The 19,423-nt window shown below is 65.1% G+C and carries 22 protein-coding genes; 11 read left to right on the top strand and 11 right to left on the bottom strand.

What is annotated here, in order from left to right:
* Nucleotides 1-145: 145 nt before the first annotated feature.
* The gene (locus PX52LOC_RS22350) at nucleotides 146-559 is read left to right on the top strand and encodes a DUF6794 domain-containing protein (RefSeq protein ID WP_149112174.1); all 414 of its coding nucleotides are present in this window, start codon (nucleotides 146-148) and stop codon (nucleotides 557-559) included.
* A gap of 15 nt (nucleotides 560-574) precedes the next feature.
* On the opposite strand, the gene PX52LOC_RS42740 is transcribed toward PX52LOC_RS22350, so the two are convergent.
* Together PX52LOC_RS42740 and PX52LOC_RS22340 are read right to left on the bottom strand one after the other, a co-directional pair.
* Nucleotides 575-1,192 (bottom strand): hypothetical protein, encoded by a 618-nt coding sequence (locus PX52LOC_RS42740; protein ID WP_246173440.1) that lies wholly within the window; start codon nucleotides 1,190-1,192, stop codon nucleotides 575-577.
* Between the two features lie 194 nt (nucleotides 1,193-1,386).
* Nucleotides 1,387-1,743, bottom strand: a complete 357-nt coding sequence (locus PX52LOC_RS22340) for an ArsR/SmtB family transcription factor (protein ID WP_149112173.1) — start codon at nucleotides 1,741-1,743, stop codon at nucleotides 1,387-1,389.
* A gap of 126 nt (nucleotides 1,744-1,869) precedes the next feature.
* Between PX52LOC_RS22340 and PX52LOC_RS22335 the strand changes: the two genes are divergently transcribed.
* Together PX52LOC_RS22335 and PX52LOC_RS22330 are read left to right on the top strand one after the other, a co-directional pair.
* Nucleotides 1,870-2,388, top strand: coding sequence for a hypothetical protein (locus PX52LOC_RS22335; protein ID WP_149112172.1), 519 nt, complete (start codon nucleotides 1,870-1,872; stop codon nucleotides 2,386-2,388).
* Between the two features lie 21 nt (nucleotides 2,389-2,409).
* A complete protein-coding gene (locus PX52LOC_RS22330; protein ID WP_149112171.1) occupies nucleotides 2,410-3,393 on the top strand; it encodes an IS630 family transposase in 984 nt (327 codons plus the stop codon).
* Nucleotides 3,394-3,656: 263 nt separating this feature from the next.
* On the opposite strand, the gene PX52LOC_RS22325 is transcribed toward PX52LOC_RS22330, so the two are convergent.
* Together PX52LOC_RS22325 and PX52LOC_RS22320 are read right to left on the bottom strand one after the other, a co-directional pair.
* A complete protein-coding gene (locus PX52LOC_RS22325) occupies nucleotides 3,657-3,878 on the bottom strand; it encodes a helix-turn-helix transcriptional regulator (protein ID WP_149112170.1) in 222 nt (73 codons plus the stop codon).
* Nucleotides 3,879-3,912: 34 nt separating this feature from the next.
* Complete coding sequence (locus PX52LOC_RS22320) at nucleotides 3,913-4,176, bottom strand: hypothetical protein (RefSeq protein WP_149112169.1); 264 nt, start codon at nucleotides 4,174-4,176, stop codon at nucleotides 3,913-3,915.
* Between the two features lie 307 nt (nucleotides 4,177-4,483).
* Here PX52LOC_RS22320 and PX52LOC_RS22315 point away from each other — a divergent pair, with 307 nt between their 5' ends.
* Nucleotides 4,484-4,909: a hypothetical protein gene (locus tag PX52LOC_RS22315; RefSeq protein WP_149112168.1), complete on the top strand. Its 426-nt coding sequence runs from the start codon at nucleotides 4,484-4,486 to the stop codon at nucleotides 4,907-4,909.
* 147 nt (nucleotides 4,910-5,056) lie between these two features.
* On the opposite strand, the gene PX52LOC_RS22310 is transcribed toward PX52LOC_RS22315, so the two are convergent.
* From PX52LOC_RS22310 to PX52LOC_RS40815, 4 genes are all read right to left on the bottom strand, one after another.
* The gene (locus tag PX52LOC_RS22310) at nucleotides 5,057-5,518 is read right to left on the bottom strand and encodes a TlpA family protein disulfide reductase (protein ID WP_149112167.1); all 462 of its coding nucleotides are present in this window, start codon (nucleotides 5,516-5,518) and stop codon (nucleotides 5,057-5,059) included.
* Nucleotides 5,519-5,672: 154 nt separating this feature from the next.
* Nucleotides 5,673-6,767 carry a hypothetical protein gene (locus PX52LOC_RS22305; RefSeq protein WP_149112166.1) on the bottom strand — a complete coding sequence of 365 codons (1,095 nt, stop codon included), beginning with the start codon at nucleotides 6,765-6,767 and terminating at the stop codon, nucleotides 5,673-5,675.
* Between the two features lie 63 nt (nucleotides 6,768-6,830).
* Nucleotides 6,831-7,304: a tape measure protein gene (locus tag PX52LOC_RS22300; RefSeq protein ID WP_149112165.1), complete on the bottom strand. Its 474-nt coding sequence runs from the start codon at nucleotides 7,302-7,304 to the stop codon at nucleotides 6,831-6,833.
* Between the two features lie 106 nt (nucleotides 7,305-7,410).
* Nucleotides 7,411-7,818, bottom strand: a complete 408-nt coding sequence (locus PX52LOC_RS40815; protein ID WP_168218709.1) for a response regulator — start codon at nucleotides 7,816-7,818, stop codon at nucleotides 7,411-7,413.
* A 150-nt stretch (nucleotides 7,819-7,968) separates the two neighbouring features.
* Between PX52LOC_RS40815 and PX52LOC_RS22290 the strand changes: the two genes are divergently transcribed.
* A complete protein-coding gene (locus tag PX52LOC_RS22290) occupies nucleotides 7,969-8,481 on the top strand; it encodes a helix-turn-helix transcriptional regulator (protein ID WP_149112164.1) in 513 nt (170 codons plus the stop codon).
* Between the two features lie 82 nt (nucleotides 8,482-8,563).
* On the opposite strand, the gene PX52LOC_RS22285 is transcribed toward PX52LOC_RS22290, so the two are convergent.
* Complete coding sequence (locus tag PX52LOC_RS22285) at nucleotides 8,564-11,047, bottom strand: ATP-binding protein (protein ID WP_149112163.1); 2,484 nt, start codon at nucleotides 11,045-11,047, stop codon at nucleotides 8,564-8,566.
* Between the two features lie 730 nt (nucleotides 11,048-11,777).
* Between PX52LOC_RS22285 and PX52LOC_RS22280 the strand changes: the two genes are divergently transcribed.
* A complete protein-coding gene (locus tag PX52LOC_RS22280) occupies nucleotides 11,778-12,107 on the top strand; it encodes an ArsR/SmtB family transcription factor (protein ID WP_149112162.1) in 330 nt (109 codons plus the stop codon).
* A 299-nt stretch (nucleotides 12,108-12,406) separates the two neighbouring features.
* Complete coding sequence (locus tag PX52LOC_RS22275) at nucleotides 12,407-14,341, top strand: N-6 DNA methylase (RefSeq protein ID WP_149112161.1); 1,935 nt, start codon at nucleotides 12,407-12,409, stop codon at nucleotides 14,339-14,341.
* Here the strand turns inward: PX52LOC_RS22275 and PX52LOC_RS22270 are convergent.
* Entirely contained in the window at nucleotides 14,338-14,604 is a 267-nt protein-coding gene (locus PX52LOC_RS22270; RefSeq protein ID WP_149112160.1) for a hypothetical protein, read from the bottom strand. The genes PX52LOC_RS22275 and PX52LOC_RS22270 overlap by 4 nt on opposite strands.
* Nucleotides 14,605-14,673: 69 nt before the next feature.
* Here PX52LOC_RS22270 and tnpC point away from each other — a divergent pair, with 69 nt between their 5' ends.
* The 4 genes from tnpC (at nucleotide 14,674) to PX52LOC_RS22250 (ending at nucleotide 18,405) form a co-directional block, all read left to right on the top strand.
* On the top strand, nucleotides 14,674-16,050 hold the full coding sequence (gene tnpC / locus PX52LOC_RS22265) for an IS66 family transposase (RefSeq protein WP_149112159.1): 1,377 nt from the start codon (nucleotides 14,674-14,676) through the stop codon (nucleotides 16,048-16,050).
* A 573-nt stretch (nucleotides 16,051-16,623) separates the two neighbouring features.
* Nucleotides 16,624-16,866, top strand: coding sequence for a hypothetical protein (locus PX52LOC_RS22260; protein ID WP_149111387.1), 243 nt, complete (start codon nucleotides 16,624-16,626; stop codon nucleotides 16,864-16,866).
* A 106-nt stretch (nucleotides 16,867-16,972) separates the two neighbouring features.
* Nucleotides 16,973-17,635, top strand: coding sequence for a hypothetical protein (locus tag PX52LOC_RS22255; protein ID WP_149112158.1), 663 nt, complete (start codon nucleotides 16,973-16,975; stop codon nucleotides 17,633-17,635).
* Nucleotides 17,636-17,853: 218 nt separating this feature from the next.
* Nucleotides 17,854-18,405 (top strand): hypothetical protein, encoded by a 552-nt coding sequence (locus PX52LOC_RS22250; protein WP_149112157.1) that lies wholly within the window; start codon nucleotides 17,854-17,856, stop codon nucleotides 18,403-18,405.
* Nucleotides 18,406-18,965: 560 nt separating this feature from the next.
* Here the strand turns inward: PX52LOC_RS22250 and PX52LOC_RS22245 are convergent.
* A complete protein-coding gene (locus PX52LOC_RS22245; RefSeq protein ID WP_149112156.1) occupies nucleotides 18,966-19,421 on the bottom strand; it encodes a hypothetical protein in 456 nt (151 codons plus the stop codon).
* Nucleotides 19,422-19,423 lie beyond the last annotated feature (2 nt).

The following is a 19,423-nucleotide window of genomic DNA, read 5'->3' as shown; positions in this document are numbered from 1 at the left end:
GTCGTTGTGGGGCGAAGGCGTCATTTCTCCCACCCCATGTCAGGGGAAGTCCGAAATCGCCGCCGTCGTTCGGCGGAACCTTTGCCCGTGGGCCGCGCGCGTGCTACCGTTCCCGTTCACTCCCTCGCAGGAACGAGTCCGCCCCATGACGCCGACGAACGAATCACCCCTCTTCGGCCGCCTCAACCAGTGGCGGGCCCGGCCCGTGTCGGTGACCGAGGCGGCCGACGCCATCGACGCCGGCCTCGCCCCGGCCGAGCGGACGGCCCTCCGCGTCTGCCCGTTCAAATTCCTCTCCCAGTTCGATTACACGCTGGGCGTCGTGATCCGCAACCGCCTGGGCCTGTGGAACGAGGGGCGGATGGTCGACGTCGACGGCCAACTGGTGACCTGCCCGGACATGGCGGCCCAACTCGTCATCGAGGAGTTGTGGTTCCGCGAACGCCAACAGCAGGTCGCACCGGATCCGGTGGCCGTGAAGGCTTCCGTCGTCGCCGCCATGCGGAGCACGCTGGGGACCGGTCTGCACGTCACGCGCCCGGCGGGATCGCGGTTCTAGCGAGCCGGCCCGCCCTCACCCCTTGCCCAGCACGCCGTCGACGACCCAGCACCCGCGGACGTGCGGCCCGTCGCTCCGGCAGTGCCCCAGCACGTCGGCGTCCTCGCACCCGGCGTCTTGAAGGGCGTCGGCGAGGATCGGCAGGCGGTCGAACGCACGGTCCTCGTAGATGACTTCCGCGAGGTCGACGGCGGTCGGCGTGAGCCAGTCGGGGGAAAACGTCACGGGGCGAAAAGCGTTGCCGAAGATGTCGCGCAACAGCACGGACTGCGCGAAGCGCTCCACCCGTCGCTGCTGGTCACCCGCGGACGCGGCGGCGATGGCACACCCCCGAACGTCTGCGATCACGTCCGCGGCGGCTTCCGCGGCTTCACTCCCCGGACCGTGGGCGTCGTCGGCTGCGTCATCCGCGGCAGTCATGGCGGCCTCAATTTCCCCGGTGGTCACGTCCCCGTCGACGAATCGTTCCGCCGTCTCGACCGCGTGCCGACTTCGTGGATCGGCGAGCAAATGCCAGATGCGCCGGCAACACGCGCAGGCGAACAACCGCTGCTTCCGAACACTGACCCTTCCGATCAAATACTCCAGCATCTTTCGTGGTTCCGCCACGGCCAGCCACTCCGCCTCCGTCATCGCCCGCCCTCCGTGCGGTTGTTGTAGCGGGCCGGGCCGTGCGCTTGCCTCCTCCGCGATCGTGCTCTATCCTCGTTCGTTGCCGTGATTCGTCGCGGCGATGGTCCGGGTCGATTCTGAGGGGCAGAGATCCGGGTCAACCAGGCTGCCGAAGTCGGACGGGATCTCCGTGTAGAACTGGTCGCCGGGCGGGGTCACACCCGCCCGGTTTTTTCGTGCGCGGTTCGCCGGCCGATGACCACCCGCCAAGTGCCCAGTGCGAGTTGACCGATCGCCGGGCCGACCGGGATCGGCTCGAAGACACCGTCCGCGAACCGGTACTCGATCGTCCGCCCGACCTTCGCGTGGGTGAGGATTCCGACCCGCATCATCAGTCGCAAGTGGTGAGATACGTTCACGAGTTGGTTCCCCACGCACTCCGCGATCTTGCCGACCGACAGCGGGCCGCCGGCCAACGCCCGGAGGATGCGGATGCGCGTCGGCTCGGCGATCGCGGCTAACTGCTCGCTCAGGTGGCGGTCGGGGTCGCGCGTCGGTTTGGCACTGATCATGGAACGTCCTCGCAGTCTTGGGGAGAAGCACTTCTCTCGAAATTTAGCCCCGAAATGCTGTGACGCTCGTCAGGGTTTGTCCGAGAATTCGACAGAGGTCAACCGCACCTTTCTGGGGAGTTTTTCATGTTCCGAGATCGGGTTGCTTGGGCTGCGATCCGTCGCGCCTTGCTTGAGGACGGCGTAAGCAAGCGGCGCATCTGCCGGGAGACCGGCATCCACTGGACCACCTTGCAAAAGATCCTCCGACACGAAACACCACCCGCGTTCTCCAAACGCCTACGCCCGTCGGCGGAGTCGCTCGCCGGTGAGATCGACCGCGTCGTCGCTGCGGGCAATCTGAAGCCCCGAGACCGGCGGCCCACGCCGGAGCAGATCGCGGCCCTTCTGACCGAACAAACAGGCCAACCCGTCACTCCCGTGATCGTGCGCCGCCTACGATCCCCGGTCCTACGGCGGGACCACGCTTGGAGTGAAGTATTGCAGCGATTGGACGCGGCCCTTGGAGTGGAGGCGCGGAAGATCATGGTTGACCTGTTGACGGTCGAGCCCGACCGCCTCCCGCTCGACCGACTCAAAAAACTCCGTTCGGCGCTTCGGGCCGCCAGCCGACCACTTCCGATCGTCAACGACTCCCTCCGCTGATCTTCGGAGTTGGCCGGGTTCGTGCCACTCTTGCTCGGGAAGGCTCGGCCGGCCGGAGGGTCGGCCGATGTGGAGGCCTTGTACCAAGCCGTACGGAACGGCGGCCTGAAGCGGCGGGTTAAGGCGTTGGTGGTGTTGGAGGAGCGGGCGGGGAGGTCGTACCGGGGAATAGCCGCCCTCTTCGGCCTGAGCTGGATCACGGTCCGGAAGTACTGCCGACAGTACCAGACCGGCGGGCTTGATCGTCTGTTCCGCTCCTTCCCACCGCGGCTCGGCAAGCACGACAGCCCGTCCGTACGCGAGGCCGTGTTCGAACTTCTTCACTCGCCGCCGTCTGCCCATGACATCAACCGGACCACGTGGAAATTAATCGACCTCCGTCGGGTGTTGATGGACCGAGGAGTCGACCTCTCCCGGGACACGATCCGGGCGATCATCAAGGCGGCCGGCTACCGGTGGAAGACGGCGCGGGTGGTCCTCACCAGCAACGATCCAGAGTATCGGGCGAAACTTCAGCGCGTCACCGCGACCTTGTCCTCCCTGAAGGCCGGCGAGCGATTCTTCTCGATCGACGAGTTCGGCCCGTTCGCGGTCAAGCAGAAGGGCGGACGGGTGTTGGCCCGCCCGGGAGAAGTTCCGACCGTCCCCCAGTTTCAGAAATCGAAGGGCAAGTTGATCATAACGGCCGCGTTGGAGTTGTCGACGAACCAGGTGACGCACTTCTACTCGACGGAGAAGAACACCGGCGAGATGCTCAAACTGATCGACCGCTTGTTGGACGAGTACGCCGAATGCGAACGCCTATCCCTGTCCTGGGACGCGGCGTCGTGGCACGACAGTAATGAACTACATCAGCGCATCGCCGAGGTGAATTCCGGGAATTATCGTCCCGGCCAACGGACGCCACAAGTCGAGATCGTGCCCCTGCCGTCACGAGCACAATTCCTGAACGTCATCGACGTCGGTCTTCAGTGGGATGGCCAAGGCCGTCGTTCATGGCAGTGATTACCAGTCGATCGCCGAGGCCGAACAGGCGATCGACCGATACTTCCAAGATCGGAACGAGCACTTCCGGCTACATCGGAAGCGAGCGGGGAAGAAGATTTGGGGCCAGGAAATAACGCCGCCCGCGTTCTCGGCGGCGAACAACTGCAAGGATCCTATGTGGTGTCAGAACCGATAGATCACCGCGGCAGTCCTTGAATCATGCCGATCAAACTTTTTGCTCGTCACTCGATTGTGAGGGCTGCTGCCGTGCTTCCATAGCCTCACGCGGCTTGATGATCCTGGGAAGAAAGTTTCCCATCCTGATGCACTACCGGCAGTTCCAGGATCCAGGCTTCCAGGTCGTACGACTTCCACCGCTGTTCCCCGTTGGGCAGGCTGATCGGCGATGGAAAGCGGCCGGCGGCGAGCCAGTCCAAGACGTCCTGCTCGTCGGCGTCGAGGATCGTGGCAACGTTGGCGAGTGAGTACAAACGGAGTTCCATCCGGTAGCGCCCTGGGAGAGTACGGCGAGACGTTTTAGGACCGAACCAACGGATCGGCAGGGTTGTGGACCGCCGGCTCGAAGTGCGGTACGTCCTCCGGTGGCCGATACCCGACTTGTACTGCCACGCGGAGCAGGTCTACGGCCGTCGGGAACTTCACCCTGTTCTTCGCCTTGTACGCATCGACCGCGCGAAGGGAGCGGAGTTCGTCGTCGCTGTACATCACGCCCCCTTCGGCGCTGTTGCTCTGCAGCGCGATGCTCTTGTGTCGGACCCCTTTGCCCGTGTCGCCGGCCATGGTCTGCCCTCCGGTGATGCGAATCCCACAATCATAGCGCCTGCCTCACCCCGCGGAAGGCGTCGGGGTGCGAACCCTCACGGAGGGCTCAGGTGTGGTGTCACATCACGCACCAGGGAGGGTACGCCCCCGCCTGAACAGGGGTGGGGGGGGGGGTTCTGACTTGGGCGGTCGAGAACCCTGACCACACCGGGTGGCGTACATTTTTGGCCGAAAAACAAAAAAAGGGGCCGCGGGATCCGGGACACGACTCTACGTTATACTTGGTATAACTTAACTCCCGTTTCCCGACCTTGAGGATTCTTCCGTGCCCGACGACGACTTCCTGAAGCCCGCTGGCCTTGGCCCGGACGGCGAACAACTGTGGGCCGACCTGGTCGCCAACGCCGAACTCCTCGGCCTCACCCGCCTGGACCGGCACGCGATGAAGATGGCGTGCAAGTACGTCGACCGGTTCCACGCCAAGGCCGACGACCCGAAGGGCGACATCGGCATGAGCATCAGCTTCGACAAGCTCATGCTCATCAGCGGCAAACTCGGCCTGACCCCGGCGTGCCGGCGGGCCCTCGGCCTGCGGCCGGCGAAGAAGAAGGTCGAGCGGCCGAAGACCGTCCTCGACGGCATGCGGCCCGAAGACTTCGGCCACGTGCCGTACGTCCCCGGGGTCACGGCCGGCCGGCCCCGGACGACGTTGGACGGGTTGAAGCCGAGCGACCTCGGGCACTCGGGATGAACGTCACGCCCAAAAAGGACCAGGCCGTCGCGCCAGGCACCCCCGGCAGAATCGAACCGTGATGTGGCGGTCGCGAGGCGTGACGGGTTCGGCCCACCCCTCCGACTTCCGCCGGGAACCCGGAGGCCGTTTACCGCTGGCTGGCTGTTACTGCCCGGCCCCGGCCACGCGGTCGCGGGTGGCGAGCACCTGGTCCCGCGTCGCGAGCGCGTCGTCCAGGACGGCCTTGGTGTCCTCGTAAGACGCCAGCCCGCGGATCGTCCGGAACGACTCGACGTCAAGCGTGAGGACCGTGTACGGCACGCCCTTGGGGGCGAACTTCTTGACCAGGTCGACGTTCCCGGGAAGGTCGATGTCGATGGCCCGGAAGGGCACGTCCGGGGCCGCCGCCCGCAACCGTTCCAGCAACGCCGGGACCCGCTTACAGTGCGGGCACCACGCGGCGGTGAAGGTGAGGAACTCGACCTTCATCGGGTAGGCCGGGGACGTCGACTGGGCCGGCGTCTCGGCCGGGGCGGTCGGAGGTTGGAACTCACAGCCGGACAGGGCGAGGACCGCGGAACAGCCGACCGCCCCGAGTGTGCGGCCGAGGAAGGGGTGCGACGTCATGCGAAAAGTCCGTTGAGAGCGGGGGCCCCGCGGGGTCGGAACCCTTGCTTCTTAGCACCCTTTTGCCCCTCGAGCGTGTTCCGAGCCGCCGGCGGGACAACGAAAAACGCCGGGGATCGCCCGGCGTCGCGTTGGTCGGCGGTGTCATCGCCCGCTACTTACCGCCCCCGAAGTTCACGCCGATGACGTTGAACCCGCCCGGCTTCGCCGCGATGATCTTGAGTTCGGTCATCGCCTGAACATCCCGTGCCTTTCGAGCATCTTCTTGTTCCTTGGCCTGCTTGATTAGTCCTTCCAGTGACGCCCCCTCGCTGGATTGATAAGCGTTCATGGCCCGCGTGATGGCCGACTGCGTCTGTTGGGAGCCGGCCGTCAACAGCGGCGGAGGCTCGCCGAGTTTGGTGTCCACCGACGACCGGAGCTTATCGACCGCCATGAGCTTCGCTCGGTCGAACCCCTCGCCCGTCAAGCCGTCCTGGAACCCGAGCATGCCCCTCAGCCGGCCGAATGCCGCAACGCCGATGTCCTCCTGGAACTTGTCAAGCGGCCGGTCGACGGGTTCCCCCAGCCGCTTGTTCAGGTCGTCAAGGCCCTTCCCGAACCCCGGCAGCCCCCTTTCGGCGAACGTGTTGAACTGCTTGTCCATACGGTTGAACCAGCCCGTGGCCTTCGAGACGTTCTCCTCCTGCTTGACGAACAAACCCAACTGGTCCGGTTCGCCGTTGAGCATCCCGGCGCGGTTTCGTTGCAAGGCCCGGCGAGGGCCGGGCCCGAAGGCGTCACCGAACACGCTTTGGGCAGCGCCGAGCAACCCCCGCCCCTCTTCCCCAAGGAGTTTGTCGAAAAGGCCTTGCTTCGCGCCGTTGTTGAACAATCCCGATGGCTTCGCTTGACGGAGACCCACGGCGATCCGTTGCAAGCCGTCAGCCAGGTTCGCGGGATCAACCTTGCCTTGCGCTTCCAGTTCCGCCGAACGGTCTGCCCGGTTTTTCTTCGCAATCGCTAAACCCTTCTCCAACGCGGCGAGATTGGCCCCCTCAACGGAGATATCCCAGCTGTTCACCAATGGGTGATCCGCCTTGAATCGGGCAACCTTGCCTTCGAACGCCGTGACGCTGTCAAGTGGCACGAAGGACGACAAGAAGTCGCCGAACCGGATGGCCGCCGCGCTCACGTCCAAGAACGCGGCCACGACTTGGCTGCCGCCGTCGAGGATGGTCGGGATGGTCTTGTCCACGATGGAGTTCAACCGCTCGTCGAACTTGGCCCAGTCCGCCTTGAACAGGTCGGCCCCGGCCCCGCCGGCCAGCCCCTAAAGGCCCCCGCCGATGCGGCCGAGGAACGGGCCGATGGTCCGGTCCGCCCCGCGGAAGAAGTTGTCCACGCCGCCGGCGTCGAACTTCTGAATCTTCCCGGCCGCCGTGTCGAGGAAGTTGCCGACGCTCGTGTTGTCGATGAAGCTCTTCCCGACTTTGCCGGCGAACACGTCTGCCGACTCCCGCAGCGCCTGCAACCGGCCGCCGAACGTGCGGCTCTTGTCGTCCATCAGGCCGAAGAACCGGCCGCCGGCGGTCGTCATCCGCTCGAAGGCCTTCTCGACGACGGATGCGCCGATCTGCCCCTGCTCGGACAGCGCGAGGAAGGTGTTCACGCCGACCCGCTTGCCGGTCTGGTCGTTGTAGGCGTTGGCGAAGTCCCGGACGCCGACGCCGGCTTCCGTGAACTGGCGGAGTTCCCCGCCCTGCAACCGGCCCTTCGCGATCACCTGCCCGTAGGCGAGGGACAACCGGCCGATCGGTGCATCCGGCGAGGGGGACGAGCAGTAGCACAGCAACGAGACGCATGGCGGCCCCTCGGTGACAGGGCCATCTTCGACAACGAGGGCTGGGTCGTCAGGCGAGGCCGTCCAACTGTTGGCGGCCGGCCCGGGTGCGGGTCGCCCACCGGAGGAGGTCCACGAGGACGTCGGCGGCGACCGGCTTGACGAGGTGGAACGGGATGTGCGCCCACCGCGACCGATTGCGGTTCACGTCGCCGTCGCACCCGGTGATGGCGACGATGACGGGGCGGGATCGGGTGGCCGCGAGGCGATTCGCCACCTCCCACCCGTCCATCCCGGGCATCAGGAGGTCGAGGAGGACGACGTCGGGCGGGGCGTCCTCCGCCAACTTGAGGGCGTCGGGGCCGTTGTACGCCATCCGCACAGGATACCCCTTGAGGGTCAGTATCGTGGCTAGCGAGTCGGCCGCGTCAGGGTTGTCATCGACGATGAGGACGGAAAGGGATCGGCTGTCGGCCAAGGGAACGGTCTCCCGGGCGATCGGCGGGGGCGAGCTATTCGCTTGATACCAAATGACCGGCGCGACCGCCACGGCAACCGGGCGTGTAGGATTTGGCATTGAACGTGCGGCCGGTCGTTCGAATCCGCTCACTTGCGACAAGGTTCGCCCATGACCGAACTGCCGTCCCCGGCCACGCCGGTCGTCCCCCGAACGCCGCCCGCCGGCGTCGCCCGTCGAGTCTCGGAAGGGGCGCACGGTATTCTCAATGAGTTGGGCATCATCAGTGGGACGGTCGAGATCCTGGGGATGTCGCACGCCGCTGGGAGTTCCGCGGACCAAGCGGCGGAGAAGATCCTGCAAGCCTGCCACCGGGCCGCGGACGAGTGCCGGCGGTTGAGTGAAGACGTGGACGCAATGGCCCTCCCGCCCCCCGTCGCAGGCGGTGTTCAACCGTCTGCCTCGCCGCATTTTCTGCCACTCGAGACGTTGAGCGAGCGGGAGACGGTCGTGCTCCGGAACCTCGCCCTCGGTTACAGCAACAAGCAGATCGCACAGCAGATGGGTTTGAGCGTGAAGACGCTCGAGACCTACAAGACGCGGGCGTTGGAAAAACTCGGCATCCGCACCCGCGTCGAGATCGTCCGGTACGCCGCCCGACGGGGGTGGTTCAACGGACTCTGATCGGTGAGGGTTCGCCGGTGACGCCGGCCGCGCAGGTTCGCGGCCCGCCTGCAAGACCCCCGAGAGGCGGGAGAAGCGTCGCTCATCGTGAGCCGTCAAGCACCTGCCGGACCTTGGCCGCCAACTCGGCCGGGGTGAACGGCTTCTGCAGAAACGGCACGTCGGCCGCCGTGACCCCTTTGCGCATGACGGCATCGTCCGTGTACCCGCTCATGAACACCACCTTTGCCTCCGGGTGCCGGGCCGACACCCCGGCGACCGCCGCCCGGCCGCCGGCCCCGGGCATGACCACGTCGCTCAGCACCAGGTGGATCGGCCCGGCGTGCCCCGCCGCCACCCGCTCGGCCCCAGTCGCGTCGTCGGCCGTCAGGACGGTGTACCCGAACTTCCCGAGCACCAGCCGCACCAGCCCCCGCACCGCCGCCTCGTCCTCCACCACGAGCACCGTCTCGGACCCCCGCGTGGGCTTGCGGACGTCCGCCGCCGCCGCGTCCCGGACGTCCGCCGCCCTCGGCAGGAGCACCTCGAACGTGCTCCCCGCGCCCTCCTTCGACCGCACCCGCACGTGCCCGCCGGCCTGCTGGACGATGCCGTACACCGTCGCCAGCCCGAGGCCCGTCCCCTTGCCCACCTCCTTCGTCGTGAAGAACGGCTCGAACACCCGGGCCTGCACCTCCGGCGGCATGCCCAAGCCGGTGTCCGTCACCGACAGCACCGCGTACGGCATGGGCTTCGCCGCCGCCGGATCGGCCACCGCCTCGTTCCGCGCGGCGATCGTCAGGGTGCCGCCGTGCGGCATGGCGTCCCGGGCGTTGACCGCCAAGTTGAGCAGCACCTGCTCCAGTTGCCCCGGGTCGATCAGAACGGACCCTGCCCCGGACCCCAGGTCGGTGACCAGCCGCACGTCCTCGCCGATCAGACGGCGCAGCATGCCGACCATGTCGCCCGCCGCCGAGCAGAGGTCCAGCACCTTCGGCTCGACCACCTGCTGCCGGGCGAACGCCAGCAACTGCCGGGTGAGGGTGGCCGACCGTTCCGCGGCCGTGCGGATCTCCGCCACCAGCCCGGCCTTCGGGTCTCCCGCCGCCAACTCCTCGCCGAGTAGGACGGCGTACCCATTGATCACCTGGAGCATGTTGTTGAAATCGTGGGCCACGCCGCCGGCGAGCTGGCCGAAGGCGTCCATCTTCTGCGACTGGCGGAGCTTCTCCTCCAGGAGGTGCCGCTCGGTCACGTCCTGAAGCGACCCGCGGACGCGGGCCACGCGGCCGTCCTTCATCGCCGGCCGGCAAATGGCCCGCACCCGCTTCTTCATCCCGTCGGCGGCGGTGAAGTCCAGCTCCAGGTCGTACGGGGTGCCGCGGGTGCGGGCCGCCTCGACGGCGGCCGCGATCCGCTCCCGGTCCGCCTCCGGGAATCGCTTCAATCCGTCGGCCACCGACGCCGTGGCCCCCGCGTCGAGGCCGTGGATGCGGGCCGTCTCGGCCGTCCAGTCGCCCTCCAGCGTGACCGGGTCGAAGCTCCACCCGCCGACATGGGCCAGCTCCGCCGCCTCGCGGATCAACGCCTCCTGCTCCTGCAACCGCACCTCCATCCGCTTCCGCTCGGTTACGTCGGCGAACAGCACCCCGACGTAACCCGCGATGGGAAAGGCGTACCCGTCGTACCACCGGCCGAGCGCCTTGGCCTCGCTCACGAACCGCGCCGGCTGGCCGGTCGAGATCACCTTTCCGTACATGTCGAACCAGTACGCCTCAAGGGCCGGGACCATCTCGCGGATCGACCGGCCGACCGCGTCCTTGAGCCCCGTCTGCCCCTCGAACGCGGCGTTCACCTCCACGAACCGGTAGTCCACCGGGCGGCGCTCATCGAACAGCACGTCGATGACACAGAACCCCTGGTCGATGGAGTTGAACAGCGTACGGTACTTCTCCTCGCTCGTTCGCACCTCGGTGGTGCGTTTCTCGACGCGGCGTTCCAGTTCCGCCTTGCCGGCCTCGGCGGCATCGAGCGCGACAACCGTCTTCCACCCGGCGGCGGCGAACCGGGACAGGCTGGTCAGAAGCCGGGCGTCCTCGGGGTCGAACCGGCGGCCGGGGGCGTGCGCCACCACCCACACCGTGCCGACCGGCTTGCCGCCGGCGTGGAACGGCACGAGGATCGACTCGACGATGGGCGGGTCGATGGCGACGGGGTAGGGGAAGTGCCGCTCCGGGTACGAGAACATGAGGGCCGCGTCCCGCTCCAGGACGACGCCGCACGGGCTGGCGTCGCGGGCGATGGTGCCGCCCAGGTGGGGGGCGAACGCGCCGGCGATGGCGTGCCACCGGAAGGCGTCGCCGGCCGGTTCCAGGATCGACACCCCGGCGCTGTCGGCCCCGCACAAGTCCATGGCCAACTCGGCCAGCCGCTGCAGGAGCGCGCGGGGCTTCTCGGCCAACGTCTTCGCGAGCTCGGTGAGGGCACGGGCTTCGGCTGCGTGGTCGGGCGGGCGGGGCGTCCGCCGGGCCAGGTCGGGCGTGGTCAGGACGGCACTCAGGCCGCCGGAGGTGAGGGACGGGTTCACGGGTTGCGGTAACTCCCTACACGGGCGCCGACGAATCTGACGAGAGCCCTTCAAATGTAGAACGCGGACAGAGACCCCGCCGTGTCGGCCCGAAACGGCAGCTTGAAGGGTACTTTAAGGGGAAAGGAGGCCCAGAGCCAAAGTACGCACTCTGCCGAACCCCACTCGCGAGCACTTTACAAGAGCCCGATCAAGTAGGCGGGCCTTCCCCGAACCGAGCGGAGGCATGGCGAGTCCGGAGGGGAGGACAGTTCGGTGGTAACGCTCCAGCGGGCACGGACCGGCGCCGATCCTCGACGACGACAGACCCCTCACGGACTCCCCGGGAGTCAGGTCAGGGGCGGGCTGCGGCGGTTCGCGGGCACGTCACCCGTTGGCACTCGCCGCTGGCCACGACTGCGGCACGGGGCCGAACCCCGTCGCCGGGACCGTCGGAAGGTGGTACTTCTGAATACGCCAGCTCCCTCAAGAAAGCGGGCAACTCCTGACAGAGGCGGGACGGTGATCTGGGTATACGCCGCCCTTGTCGCACCCGGGCATACCCGAGGCGATGGGCGGGCCTCACGGGCATGGGGCCCGCCCCTCCCCCTCCTCAGGAGGCAGGAAGTTGCGGCCGGATGGAGGGTAAGGGGTCACTGACGGCCGTTGGCACGTTCGGGTTGCCCTCGGTCCCGTGGGTCGGTAAGGTTCTGCGGTCGCTCTCCGTTCGCCCGCCCCGCTCCCGAACCCCATGACCGACGACCAGATCACGCCGTCACTCATCAAGCAGTTACGCGCCCTCGGCGAGCCGACCCGCATCCGGATCGTCGGCGGCATCGCGTCCGCCGGTCCCGTAACGGTGGGTGTACTCGCCGAGCGGCTGCGCCTGCCGTTCATGGCCGTGTCGCACCACATGAAACTTCTACGGCAGGCCGGCATCTTGGCCGACGAGAGGCGGGGCCGGCACGTCGTCTACCACTTCGCCCCGGGCGTCTTCACGCCGTCCCAGATGGCCGGCGCACTCGGCACCCTGCACTTCGGCGGGTGGCGGATCAGCATCGGGCGGACGGCGGGGAAGTGACGGCGGGGCCGGACACCCTTGGCCGCTCATGCCTGCCGTATTCGTGACGTGCGAGCCGGCGACGAGGTACTACCGGGGAATGACGCGATTGGAGTGAATGCCAGTACGGATTGGGGAGGTGTTCTGAGGCGACCCGCCGACGACCGTACCACTTGTACCGGCGCTTTGAATGGTTTTTGGGAAAAAAGGTGATTCGTAGCTACTTTTCCGATGAATTCTCTTCTCGATACACGGCAAAATAGCGGAGGGCGGGGCTAAGGTCTCAACCAACCTGATCTGCTTTTCCTGAGGGGGATGGGGTGCGGCTGCTGGGACTCGTCGATTTCGTTGGCGATGACGACAAGCTGATCGACGGGCTGGTCTCTGTTCATCAACCAGAGGATTCGATCGGGTTGCACGAGCGCGCCGTTTTGCATGAGGCGTCGGCCTTCCTGTACGTAGATTACGTGTTTTTTCGACGGTATGAAGCCGCCGACGATGCAACCTTGCTCTCGTCACACGTTGCCGCTTACGTAATTGACAACACCCGGCACGGATTGGATGAGGCGGCGATTGCCGAAATTCATCACAAACTCTGGTTGCACGGGATCGCCCCACTCGTTTACGTGAATTGGCCTACGCGAATTGACATCCTTAGCTGCGCGAGAGAACCGGATTTTTGGGACACGACCGGTGGTACGGGACGAGCAGCCTACCGACCTGCCGAACAAATATCTGCCCCGTCGCCGACTGGAACCAATAATGACGCGGCCGTATCGGCAATCAAGCTAGCAGCTCGCATATCGCAGAAATTCGAGCAGAATCGAAGGAGATTCTCTGGTTATCGATTGTCCGAGGGTACGTTTTGGGACGATCCGGCCAACCGCACACTCGCACGCCATGATTTTGCCGCCCACCGCAGCCTCATCCGAGCCGTAGTCGAAGCAGACAGAGCGATAGACGGGAGTGCCAAACCAGTCCGCCGACGGCTGCTAATGCTGGTCATTTTGATTAAGTACTTGGAGGACCGGGGCGTCTTCCCAGTGGAACTCTTCGGCCGATTCCACGCTGGCGCTCGCTCGATTCGCGACATTCTCCGCGATGGAACTGCCGAGGAAGTTCATAGGCTTCTGGCTTATTTCGAGCGAAAGTTTAACGGCGACGTCTTTTCTCTCGGAGCGGACGCCGAACAATTGACGGAAACGGAATTCAGACGGTTCGCACGCCTCGTTGCGGGAAACGAACTTGGGGGACAACTCCACTTCTGGGAGCTGTATTCGTTTGAACACATACCTGTCGAGGTCATCAGCAGGCTTTACCAACGATTCGTGACGAGTCGTGGAGCGGTCTACACGCCGCCACAACTCGCATCCTTACTACTCGACCGCGTCATGCCGTACGAGCAGATGACGGGAATCGAAAAGGTTCTTGACCCGGCGTGTGGTTCGGGCGTGTTTCTCGTTGGTGCTTTCAAACGGTTGGTCGTACACTGGCGAGGCCAAAACGACTGGCGGCGGCCAGAGGTGAACGACCTGAAGGGCATCCTCAGCCATTCGATCTTCGGGGTTGAATTGGAGACCACGGCCGTAGATCTGACGGCGTTTAGTCTGGCGCTTGCGGTGTGCGACGCACTGGAACCGCCTGTAATCTGGCAGGCCCTAAAATTTGACAAGTTGCGGGGCCGCAATCTTCGCGAGGGTGATTTCTTCGACCCCAATACTTTCGCTGGCGACGGCGCACGGTCTTGGCCATCCGCATTTGATGTGGTTGTCGGAAACCCGCCGTTCGATTCTGAGTTAAGCGAAGCGGCTGTCGCGAGCGACGCCGCACGAGAACGGAATCTTCCTTCGCTTCCCGACAAGCAAACGGCTTACCTTTTTCTGGAGAAGGGGCTTCAAAGCCTCGCGACCGGGGGCTCGTTATGCCTCATTCAACCGGCTGGGTTGATCTACAACAACAACCCGGTTGAGTTTCGTCGACACCTAATGCGACTCAGACCGCTGCGATCCGTCCTTGATTTCGTATCGATCCGGGGCATGTACGAGGGGGCCGATCCGAAAACGATTGCTTGGTACGCCAGCGGTGAACAAGATATTCAAGCTGTGATTCACCATCTGACGTTTCGCCGAACCTACTCCGCCGCTGAGATGATTGCCTTCGAGATCGATCATTACGACAACCATCCAATCCCACGGAGGTCGTGGAAACGAATCCGTATGTGTGGAGGGAAGGACTTCTGGGAGGCGGCAGGCTAAATGCTGTGGCGGAGAGAATCCGCAGCCTTCCTACGCTCGGCCAGTACGTGGAACGCATGCAGTGGGAATCGGGAGAAGGGTTCATTGTTGGGACTCGCGACCACCATGCGCCATTCTTGACCGGTCAGACGTTTCTGCCAACGGAAGCGTTCGGCGAAGAAGGTATCGACGATTCGCGACTCGGGATCGTCGAGGAGACTCACTTTGTCCGGCCACGAACAGAGGAACGGTACTCGCCGCCACTTCTCCTGTTCAAAGAACATTCTTCGTACTTGATTAGCGCCCTCGGGCGGTGAGTGGTGGTTTCCCACCCCTGCGACTACGATACGCGCATGGACGAGCCGGTGTGTCCCGGTTGCCGGGAACTCTCCAAGCAGGTCGCCGAACTCACGGCCCAGGTCGCCGAACTGACCCGGAAGCTGGAGGAGGCAACACGCGCCGGTAAGCGCCAAGCCGCCCCGTTCCGCAAGGGGCCGCCCAAGCCCGACCCGAAGACGCCGGGCCGCAAGTCGGGCGACGCCCACGGCACTCATCGCCACCGCCCCTCGCCAACCGAACCGATTGCCGAGCGCCACGACGCCAACCTCCCCGATGCGTGCCCGCACTGCCGGGGCCGCATCGTCGAGACGGGCACTGCCGACCAGTTCCAGACCGACATCCCGCGCGCCCCACTGGTCCGCAAGTTCAGCGTCCATATCGGGCACTGCGAGTCGTGCGGCAAGCGTACCCAGGGCCGGCACCCGCTCCAGACCTCCGACGCGCTGGGCGCTGCGGCCAGCCAGATCGGCCCCGACGCGCAGGCCGCTGCCACGCTCCTGCACACCCAGATGGGATTGTCGCACGGCAAGGTCGCGTCGATCTTCCAGACCCTGTTCGGCATCACGCTGACTCGCGGAGCCATCGCCCAGATCGGCCTGCGGGCCGCGACCCGGCTGGAGCCCGACTACCGGCTCATCCTCGACGAGGTGCGGTCGTCCGAGCAGATCGCGGCCGACGAGACGGGGTGGCGGATCGGAGGGCAACCGGCCTGGCTTCACGCTTGGGTCGGTGACCGGGCCACCGCCTACGCCATCGACTCAAAGCGCAGTGCCGACCCCTTGGAGCGGGTGATCGGGCGGAACTGGTCGGGCGTCCTGAGCCACGACGGGTTCGCCTCCTACGAGCGGTTCGAGGACGCGATCCACCAGCAGTGCGTGGCCCACGTACTCCGCCGCGCCCGGGAGCTGCTGGCGGGTGCCACCCGCGGAGCCGTGCGGTTCCCGCGGCAGGTGATCGGACTGTTCACCGAGGCGATCCACTGGCGCAACGAGTACGTGCCGGGCGCGTGGTCCGACGACCAACGCGACGCGCATCGGGTATCGTTCGACGACCGCCTGCTGGAGTTGGTGAGCCGACCGCGGGCCGTGCCCGAGTACGCGACCTTGGCGAAGCACTTGCGGAACCACTTCGAGCAGTGGTTCGCGTTCGTGTTCGACCCGCGGATCGAGCCCACCAACTGGCAGGCCGAGCAGGCCATCCGCCCGGCGGTGGTGAATCGGAAGGTGTGGGGCGGCAACCGGACGGACTCGGGCGCGCGAGCGCAGGGGGTGCTGATGTCCGTGTTCGAGACGTGTCGCCGCCGAGCCCGTTCGGTGGTGGATCACGTCAGTCAGACGCTGGGCTGGTTCGGCAATCGGCTCCTGCCACGTCCTCTCCTGCTCGCGCGATGAATGACTACCGGTACAGGGGAAGATCAGCGCGCGACTACGGGAGAGAGGGTGATGAAAGCTAGGGGATAAGCTCGGAGAAAATGCCGACGGGGACAACCGATGACCGAAGCGGAATGGCGGACCTCCGGCGACGCCTCGGCGATGTTGAGGAGCCTGCCCCAACCGGTTTCGGGACGGCGGTGCCTTCTTGCCGTTTGCGGTTATGGGAGGCGGATCGAACAGTACGTCCCACACGCTTCGGTCGTATTACATCTCGCCGAGTGCGAGCGCGGGGCCGATGGGCTTACAACAATCGACAACTCGAATGAGGCCATGCACGATCGCATCGACTCGGTAGCCGCGCCTTTCCCCCGAGACAGCTCTCAGCGCCGAATCAGCGTCTCGCTTCTGGAGTGCCTGTTCGTCGCGCAACTCGAGCGCCCTTACATCCACACCGGGTCGTACCAAGTACTTCGCACCTCGGTCGTGAATCTCATGCGGATCGACCCGGGCAACGATCGAAGCGGGCCGGAACGCCATTCGGACGAATGGCGAGCGCATTGGGAACACGAGCGCAACGCGCAAGCAGATATTGTGCGAGACATCTTCGGGAACCCGTTCCGCCCGGTGGCGTTCGCCGCGGCGTGGCTCACCGACACCGCGGTCGCTATCGCGCAGGGGATGTACGAGTCACGTGACTTCGCGGCGATGCCGATTCTGGCCGACGCCCTTCAAGACGCCGGGTGCGACAACGAGGACATCCTGAACCACTGCCGCGGGCCGGGGCCGCACGTCAGGGGGTGCTGGGTGACGGACGCAGTGCTCAACAAAGAGTGATCGGCGACTATCGGATTAATGGTCCGGTGATCGAGCTGCGACAGAGTTCAACGCGCTAAACAAGTACCATTCTTCACTCCCAATCGCGTATTGGGATCAAGGGTTCTTGGCGTACAAGCATAAAATTGTCGGCATACACGCGCCCCTTTCGCAGCGGGACGAACTGACGCGCGTTTATCAGCTGATCACGTCCAATAAAAAATATTACCAATTCTGTTGTGCCATCAACGGGTCGCAGGCGCTGATCGGCAAGGCGACGGCCATCTTAAAACAAGACATCGAAAACTTGCCCTACCCGGACGCGGCAGACAAACTTGATCTGGCGTTTTGGGAGCAAACGATCATCAATGATGTCATGGATCACATGGTCGATTACGTCAGGCTGGGCCAAGACTCGGAGCTGCTAACAACCACTGCAAACGCGGCAAATCTCGCGGCCTACTCGGAACTCTTCGTCCGGCTGCTCGGCTCTCTGTATCGTGGCCTCCATGCTCACGACCCGGTCTTCCTGAACGGGCTTGTTGCGCAACCGTTCTACTACGGCGTGCGGCCGGACGTAAGTTGGTTGGGGGTAGATTGCCAGGAGGCATTGCACAAATTGGTGTACGACACTAGCCGCGATGTCTTGCGGAGCGTCCGCGTCGTTCGCTACTACGAAGAAAACATCATCTTGGTCGTCAAGCCTGACCGCCTCCGGTACTGGTTGCCGTCCACGGCGATACGCGATGCGGACGACACGCTTATCGAACTCCGTGACCAAGGGTGGTGATCATGGTGAAGCGGCGATCAGCACGGACCGGTGCGGTCGGGCGACTGAAGGTGCGGCCCGAGAGTGGAGACGGCCTTATCCCGCGAACTCTCGAATTTATACGGTCGCAGTTGCCGGCGTGGCGGGACGATCCTCAACGGCCGCAGGCCCCGAACGAAAAAACGTCGAACTCTTCGCTAAGCGACTACCTTGACGTAAAATCGCGCAGTCTACACCCCATGGTGCGTTTCAAACATGAAGCGACACAGGCGAGCGGTCACTCGGTAGACATCGGCGTTCATGGCACCAGCGAAGTAACCTGGATCGAGGCTCACCCGTACTCCCTGTATGAGCCGTTCATGGTGATCGAGGCCAAGAGGCTACCCGCTCCCTCCAATGATCGTGAGCGGGAGTATGTTAGTGGGCCGAACGAGAAAGACGCTAAAGTCACGGGAGGAATTCAACGATTCAAGCTCGGATTGCACGGTGGGGGCGTTGATTCCGCCGCGATGGTGGGATACGTCGAAGCCCACTCGGAGCAATACTGGCGAGACAAGATTAATGCTTGGATAACGGCCTTAGTCGGCATCAAGTGCCACGACGGTGCCACATGGGCCGCGTCAGAAGTACTACAAGAATTCTCGCGTGACGAGTTGAGCGGCGTGGTTTCGGCTACGTCGATACACGGACGACATGGTTCCAGTCGTTCAGATGAGATTTCCATCCACCATCTGTTCATCAACATGACGTCAGCCAGAGCATCCGAAAAGGCTGCTTGCCAGAAGTCTTAGTAGTCCCTGCCTACTTTCCTTGTTGATCGATACGTAGCCCGCCAATACGCGGAATGTTTCTCATGCCGTCGACCGTCGCAGCGTAGCCATCGCTGGGGTCGCCCAAGTCGCCTCCGTCGTCAACTCTGCACGACATTACCCGATCGCCGCTCCCATTGCTCCCGCACGCGGCACGGCTGGCCCGCGTACTCCTGCAGCGACTCGATGAACACCTGCAGGTCGGCGGCCGTCACGCGGACGAACCGCGGCTTGGTCGACTCGTTCAGGCGGACGGCCCGGAGGCGGCCGGCGGCGATGTAGTTCTGGACCGCGGCTCCGGTCAGCCCGCCCAGCCGCGCCCCCGCCTCGGCGAGCGTCTACAGCCGCGGGCCGTCGGCCGGGGTCACAATCGGCAGTGGGGCCAGCGGTTCCGCGCTCGCGGCGGGCAAGGTCGGGGTTGCGCTCATACGTCACGTCCTGTTGAAAGATTCTGGGGGCCACCGCAAGCGTTTGCGGTGGGCGGAGGGTGATCTCGCCCCGTGCCGGGCGACACCGCAAGCGATTGCGGTGGGAGTGCAGTCTCAGCACACGGCCGGTTGAGTGAACGCTTCCCCGGTCTGCCAGTGCCACCGGTTCACCTGAGAACCGCTCTGGCCGTCTTCGCCCGCGAACCCGATCGCCAGTTCGACCGCCGCGACTTCGGCTGGCGCGAGGTATTCAAGGTTGAGGCCGTCGTTCAGCCCGTTGAGTTTCAGGAGGAGGGTCGGCCGGCACGCGGCCACGCAGCACAGTTCCTGGATCCGCCCAGCCGTCGCGCCGAGGAACGCCGCCGCCGACACGCTTCTCGCGACCGGCGTATCGCCCGCGGCCGCCGGGGTCGCCGGCGTGACCATGAACGGCACGCCGAATCCGTCGTCGGGGTTCAGGTGGAAGGCGAGTTGCGCGACGAACGTCGGGTGGAACCCGTTGACCGCGACGAACGCGAGGATCTGCTCCACGCACTCGGCGGCGCGGCGGATGAGTTGGTCCGGGGTCATGT

Origin of the sequence: Limnoglobus roseus (assembly GCF_008254045.1) — a bacterium.
Classification (GTDB): domain Bacteria; phylum Planctomycetota; class Planctomycetia; order Gemmatales; family Gemmataceae; genus Limnoglobus; species Limnoglobus roseus.
This window is presented reverse-complemented; position numbering and strand designations above follow the sequence as displayed.